We start from the raw sequence: 7126 nt of genomic DNA, 5'->3' as shown, positions 1-7126 counted from the left end.
GAATTAGGTAACAAATTAGGTATTTCTTATTCTATCGGGAATATGGGACATATTTATAAACATCAAGGTGATTTACAAATGGCTCTAGATTGTTTTAATAAACTTCTTAAAATCAGCAAAGAATTGGGAAACAAACAAGGAGAAATGATAGCTTTACTGATGATAGGAAATGTTTATTTTGATATGGCTAATCATGCAAAGGCAAAAGAATACTATGAAAAAGACTTAAAACTTTGTAAAAAATATAATGATATTCATGGAATCTCGAAAGCAACAAATAATATTGGATCTGTTCACGAAGAACAAGGCAACTTTGACGAAGCTATGAAATGCTATCAGAAATTTCTTAAATTCAGCAAAAAACATGAAAATAAGAGAGATACAGCAATGGCTTTGGGAGAAATGGCTAATATTTATAAAGTTAAGGGAGAATATAAAAAAGCCATAATTAACTTTCAACAAATTTTAAAATTAAACAAAGAACTTAATGATAAAAATATGCATTCAACAACAATGAGTAATATTGGTGAAGTATATTTAAATCAAGGTTATTATGAAAAAGCTTTTGAGTATTTCGAAAAAGCATTATCAAACGATTTAGGACATAATCTTAAACCTAAAATTCCTAGTCATCTATTTGGCAAAGTTCAATGTCTTTATAAACTGAATTCTCTTGAAGCAGCCAGAAAACTAATTGATGATTGTATTCATATTTCGCAAAAAATGAAAAATAAAACAATCCTTTTTAAAGGAAATATCTTAAAAGCAAAAATCAATTTTAACATTTCTGAGAGAGATAAGATAGAAGCAGGTATAGAACCTCTTGAAAAAATGCTTAAAGAATCTAAAGAGGATAATCATATTGCTGAACTGAACTACGAATTAGCATTGATGTATTTTGAGCTGAAAGACAAAAAGAAAACAGAAATTTGTAGAAAAAAAGCAATCGAATTATATAAATGTCTTTACAAAAAAACTCCTAATATCACTTTCAAAGACAGATACGAAGAACTGGAAAGACTAACTTCCGAAGTTTCGTAAAACTTCGGAAGTTAACCAACCTCTGAATGTTCCCGAAAGATTTCGGGATCTTCAGAGTGTTGGATTTATAATTGATCAAACAATCGGAAGATCAACATGTTGAACATTCCGATGTTATCTTAACATTATCATCTTCTTCGTCTTATCAAAATCACCTGCTTTCAATCTATAGAAATAAATTCCGGAAGAAACTGTTTTTCCCTTGTCATCTTTCCCATTCCATTCAACCGAGTTAATATTCAATATACAATTTTCAATATTAAATGTCTTCACTTTTTGTCCTTTCAAATTATAAATGATTAGTTCAACTTGTTCGTCTTGTTTGTTTTGTTCGATGCTGAAACTGATCGTTGTTGAGCGGTTGAAAGGATTGGGATAATTATTCCGAAGTGATGTTAGAACCGGCAGCAAATCTTCTTCTGTTAAAACACCGTTATATTCATAAGCTCCCATATCGATCCTGTCTCCGTAAATGCGCGGATTTCCAGCAAGATCAAATTCCGGCAGGTTCAAACTGTCTGCTTCCGGAGTTCCCGCATCGATGCAGGGAGATTCATCTAACAAGGAAAATGGAAATTCTCCTTCAAAAATGAATAAAGGATCAGTCTCGATATTTCCTTCCAGCCAGTTCACAATGCCATTATTGTTAATATCGATTCCTGCTTCTCCACCTTGAATCTCGGAATAGGAAATTGTGATCGAATTAGGATTGCTATTTTCATAAAAAATGATTTCCTGCGGTGAATTATTCCATAAAATGCAGTTTGTTAAGACAGGATCGGCATCATACATACAATAAATTCCTCCACCCTGTTCGGACGAATTGTTTGAAATTGTTACATTCGTTAAGATCGGATCAGAATTCAGGCAGTGTATTCCACCGCTGACATTTGAGGAAATATTATCTGCAATCACTACATTCTGCATCAGGATATCCGAATTCATACAGCAGATTCCTGCTCCGCTGATGGCTTCGTTTTCTATAATGAGAAGATTTTTCAGAGAAGGTTGGGAATTGAAACAATTAATTCCGCCACCAGTTTCATTGTATCCGTTTTTGATCGTAAAACCATCGAGAACAGCCTCGAAAGTTTCATTATTCATAAAAGTAACAACGCTACCTGACTGATTACCATTGATGATCGTATTTTCAAATCCCTCCACAGATTGAACAGTAGCATTTCTTCCGTTGAAATTAAGATTTTCAAAATATTCTCCGGGCATAACCAGAACCTTCCATCTGTTATAAACCGTGCTTAAACCATATTGAATAGTAGCATAAGGATTTTCCAAAGTTCCGTCACCGGTTTCGTCAGAACCGTTTACTGATATATAAACCTCTGTGTTCTGGGCTTCTCCAAGCGGACTTTCAAAAGCACCGAGATCGGGCATTGAACCGATTGGATTTGGTCTGAGATTACCTTCGATATCAAATTCCGGTGCTGTCCATTCTCCAAACTCCATTGCTCCCGCATTGATGAGAGGACTCAAATCGGAGAGATGATAATCTCCATTTTCCGGATCGACAAATAAGGGATCAACATCATAATTTGATCCGCTTCCTTCGCAACCCTGAACATCTGAAAAATGTATTTCATAACTGCCTGTTATTTCATTAGGATCATTACTCCATAAGATGCTGTTTATTATTGTAGGACATTGATATCCGGGGCTATAAATTGCACCTCCATCATATGCTGAATTTCCTGTAATAGTTGTATTCATTAAAACCGGAAAGGAAATAGTATAAATCGCTCCTCCATTGTAACCAGCCGAATTTCCCGACATTAAAACATTTGTTAAAATTGGATGGGTGTTATAATCGAAATATAGCGCTCCTCCATCACCGAATGAAGAATTATTAAGTAATTTAGAATTAGTCAAAGTCAGGTTAGAATCATCATTGAAAATTCCTCCACCATCATTACCAGCATTATTACTTGAAATTTCCATATTGTCGAGTTCAAGGTTAGAGTCAATACAATACATTGCTCCGCCATTGTTACCAGCAGAATTTCCCAACATTACAAGCTCGATTAAAACCGGTTCAGAATCTTCACAAAAAATCCCGCCACCATTCACCGCTGCATTGTTGTCATTAATTACAATATTTTCAGAATTCGGATTGGAGTGCGCTAAATATATTCCACCACCGTTATTTCCAGCTCCATTTCCGGATAGAGTAACATTTATTAAACTTGGATCAGATCCTTCGCAGTAAATCCCGCCGCCATTTGCATAATTACCGTCACTGCTGGCTGAATTATTTGAGATCGTAACATTTTGGATAACCGGATTAGAATTGTTGGTGCAGGCAATTCCTCCACCTCTGGAACGATATCCTGAAGCAGTATTGTTAGAGATCAACACATTGTTCAAACTTGGACTGGAATATTCACAATAAACTCCTCCTCCATGAAAATAATCGGAAGTAGTTATATTATTTATGATTGTAACATTTTCCAGGTGTGGACTGGAATTGCTGTAACATCTTATTCCACCATCATTACCATTTGTAATCGTCAGATTTTCTATGGAAAAAACACTGTCCTGAAAGCAGTAAAAAATCTGCCCTGATCCTTCTCCGTCAATAATGGTAGTTTCTTCATCTTCTCCAATTAGAGAAACATAACTTTTACAGTTGAGAGGGAATGTTTCTCCGGTTAGCGATGGTGAATAAGTTCCATTTTCTATATAGATTGAATGCTGATTTGATTCATCTGCGATGATCATCAACAAAGCACAGGAAATTGTCTGCAGAGGATCATCCGGAGATAAACCAGTGTTATCATCTGAACCGGTCGAGTTTACATAAAGGTCCTGACTAACCTGCTCTATTTTTCCGTGTAAAATATCAAATGTGAAAGAGACCAGAGGATGTGCAAAACTATCATCCGGCTGCAAAACTGTAAAAGTATCGACAATTACATCGATATAAGGACCGTTTGCTCTATACAGATCATAACCGGATTGTGAAGCAGTATTCAGATAGATATTACAGCGATTTTCACTGCTGAATATTGGAACTGAATTATCAAAATAGATTCCGCCGCCTTGAAAAGCAGAATTACCGGAAATTGTTACATTCGATAAACTTGGCTGGGAATTATAAAAGTAAATTGCACCTCCATTTTCTGTAGCATAATTATTGGTGATTGTAGTATTTTCCAGAACAGGATTGGAATCGATACAATATATTCCCCCACCTTCGTTTCCGGAGTTACCGGAAATGGTAACATTATCCAATACAGGTGAAGAGTTATCAATACAATAGATTCCTCCTCCGGAATTATTGGAAATTAGAGTGTTTTCTATTTCCGGACTTGCCTCATTACAGCTGACACCACATCCACCATTGTTGATTATGCTTGAATTTCGGATAATTGCGTTGGCGTGACAATTTATCCCGATAGTGGAATTTTCTGAAATTACAACCTCGTCAAAAACTGAATTGGAGCCAGCGCAGTAAATTCCCTCATCTGAATTTCCGGTAATCGTCGAATTGTATATTGTGTATTCACCTTCATTTCCTCCAATATAAATTCCTGAACCATAACTGGCAGAATTGTTTTCAATTAAAACATCGTTCATTTTGATTTCGCTATCAGAGAAATAAAGACCTCCTCCACGAGACACATAATACCCGGTTGCTGTATTATTAGTGATATCAGATGATTCTAATATCATTGATGAATCGACACATTTAATACCTCCTCCCTGATTTTTATGGTTATCAGAGATATTAACATCACTGACATAAATGGAAGAAGAACTAATATCTATTCCTCCGCAATTTATAACAGACAAATGCTTAAGAGAACTGTCCTCGACATATTGATAAGAGATGGCTATTTCACCAGATAAAGGTTCGATTATTGTATTTTCCGGTTCATCTCCAATTAAAGAAACATAACTGGAAGCCAGGATTGGGAAAGGTTCAACATCATTGTATAAACCGGGAAGCAGGTAGATTGTTTTTTCATTGAGACTGTCCGCAATAATTTTTGAGAGAGCATGAAAAACTGTTCTTAATGGAGTTTCAGGTGTAAGTCCGTCATTTTCATTATCTCCTTCCGGGGAAATATAAAGATCGGAATCAACTTGAGGAAAATATCCATTTTGAATATCAAAATTGAATAAATTGCTGGGAAAGGCATAATAATTGGATGGATAAAGAACTGAAAAGGTATCGACGATCACATTGATATTTTCAGAGAAAACAAGATCTTTTCCATATCCTTCACTTGAGTTGTCATAAATATCACAGCGATTTTCAGAATTGAAAGTTATATTTCCGGTTTCGGATTTTATTCCTCCACCAGATGCAGCAGTATTGCTATGAATTGTAACATTCTGCAGACCAACTTCACATTCCGAATCAAGAAGCATTCCACCTCCGGATCCACTCGCTGTATTATTAATAATAAATGAAGCGTTTAGATTTGCATCAACTCCAGAATCGAGTTCTAAACCTCCACCAGATTCAGCATTATTTCCAATGAATGTAACAGATTGACAATTTAGAGTTGTATTTTCGCAATATAAACCACCTCCGCCATGGGCATAATTATTTTGAAATATACTATTCTGGATGATCAGGCTGGAATTATCGCAGGAATATATTCCACCTCCCCGACGATTATTTGACACATAATTTCCGGAGATCAGTGAATTCTGAATTGTTAGGTTTGAACTCACACAATATATACCTCCACCATAGGAAGAAATATTATTAATAATACCCAAATTTTCCATAGTAAAATCCGAATCAAGGCAGAAAATTCCGCCTCCAGGTACTACACTACGGTTTGCTCTTGAATCTCCGTTAATGATCGATAAATTTTTTACAGTTACATTATTTATATCAAAGAAGTTAAAAATTCTACTTAAACTATCAGCATCTAATATCGTATACTCAAGACCTGCACCCTCCAGGTTTACATAACTGGACCAATACAAAGGAAATTGTTCTTCGTTGGAAGAAGGTCCGTAAGTTCCGGGAGCAAGATAGATAGTTTTAGGATCCTGGCTGTCTGTAAAAATGTGAGTTATGGCATAATAGATTGTTTTCAGAGATTCTTCCGGAGTTAAGCCGGAATTGGAATTATCTCCATCCGGAGAAACATAAAGATCAGCATCGATCAGTTCTTCAATTCCATTTTGAATGTCGAAAGTAAAATTATCGACAGGAGAAGCAAAATAATCTGTCGGGATCATAACCGTGAAAGTATCAACGATTACATCGATTGTATTGCAGTCGATAGCATAAAGATCGGTTCCTGCTCCTCTGCCGGACAAGTTTGAGTTATTATAGATATTGCACCTGTTTTCCGGATCAAATTGGGGATAAGAATTGGAGAAATAAATTCCACCGCCATATCCTTCTGCTGAATTGTTCGATACTGTTACATCAATAAGAATTGGATTTGAATTTAATAGAAATATTCCGCCACCATTGTGGGTAATGGAATTATCTGAAATCGTCACATTAATAAAGATTGGATCGGAGTCTGATAGATAAATTCCACCTCCGCCGCTGTCGCAATCAAAAAGTGTTGAACCATTATTATTTACGATCATTATATTTTCCAGATAAGCATTTGAATTATTGCAATATATTCCAGCACCATATAATGCATCATTTCCCATAATACGATTATTGATTATAGTTGGTGATGAACTGTCGATATTGATTCCACCGGCGATACTATAGTAATAATCACCATTGTATAATACTGTTCCGGCACCTTCTGTCAGTGTAAATCCGCATAAAACGGATGTTGTATCTTCTTCGGAAGTAAAATAGACGACAGATTTATTTGGATAATCCCATTCGCTGCCGTTAATAATTGTATTTTCTATATGAGATTCATCTCCGTCCATCAGGAAATGGCTGGCAACAGTGATCGCTTTGCCGTTAAAATCGATATTTTCATAATAAGTTCCCTCCGCTACTAATACCGTGTCTGAATCAGCAGCAGCATTAATTCCATCCTGGATCGTTGGCGGACCTTCCGGCACCTGCCAGATAGTTGCTGATAAAACCGGGAATAAAGCAATAACTATGAACAAAGTAAAATTCGTT

At 35.9% G+C, this 7126-nt stretch carries 2 protein-coding genes; one reads left to right on the top strand and one right to left on the bottom strand.

The window, feature by feature from the left end:
• Window positions 1–1041, top strand: a 1041-nt coding sequence (locus ENL20_04475; GenBank protein HHE37810.1) for a tetratricopeptide repeat protein, incomplete at its 5' end; no start/stop codon positions are given.
• A 114-nt stretch (window positions 1042–1155) separates the two neighbouring features.
• Here ENL20_04475 and ENL20_04470 read toward each other — a convergent pair.
• A complete protein-coding gene (locus ENL20_04470; GenBank protein ID HHE37809.1) occupies window positions 1156–7113 on the bottom strand; it encodes a T9SS type A sorting domain-containing protein in 5958 nt (1985 codons plus the stop codon).
• Window positions 7114–7126 lie beyond the last annotated feature (13 nt).

The organism is Candidatus Cloacimonadota bacterium (assembly GCA_011372345.1).
Taxonomy (GTDB): domain Bacteria; phylum Cloacimonadota; class Cloacimonadia; order Cloacimonadales; family TCS61; genus DRTC01.
Note: the sequence above shows the minus strand (reverse complement) of the source record. Positions and strands in the feature narration are given on the sequence as shown.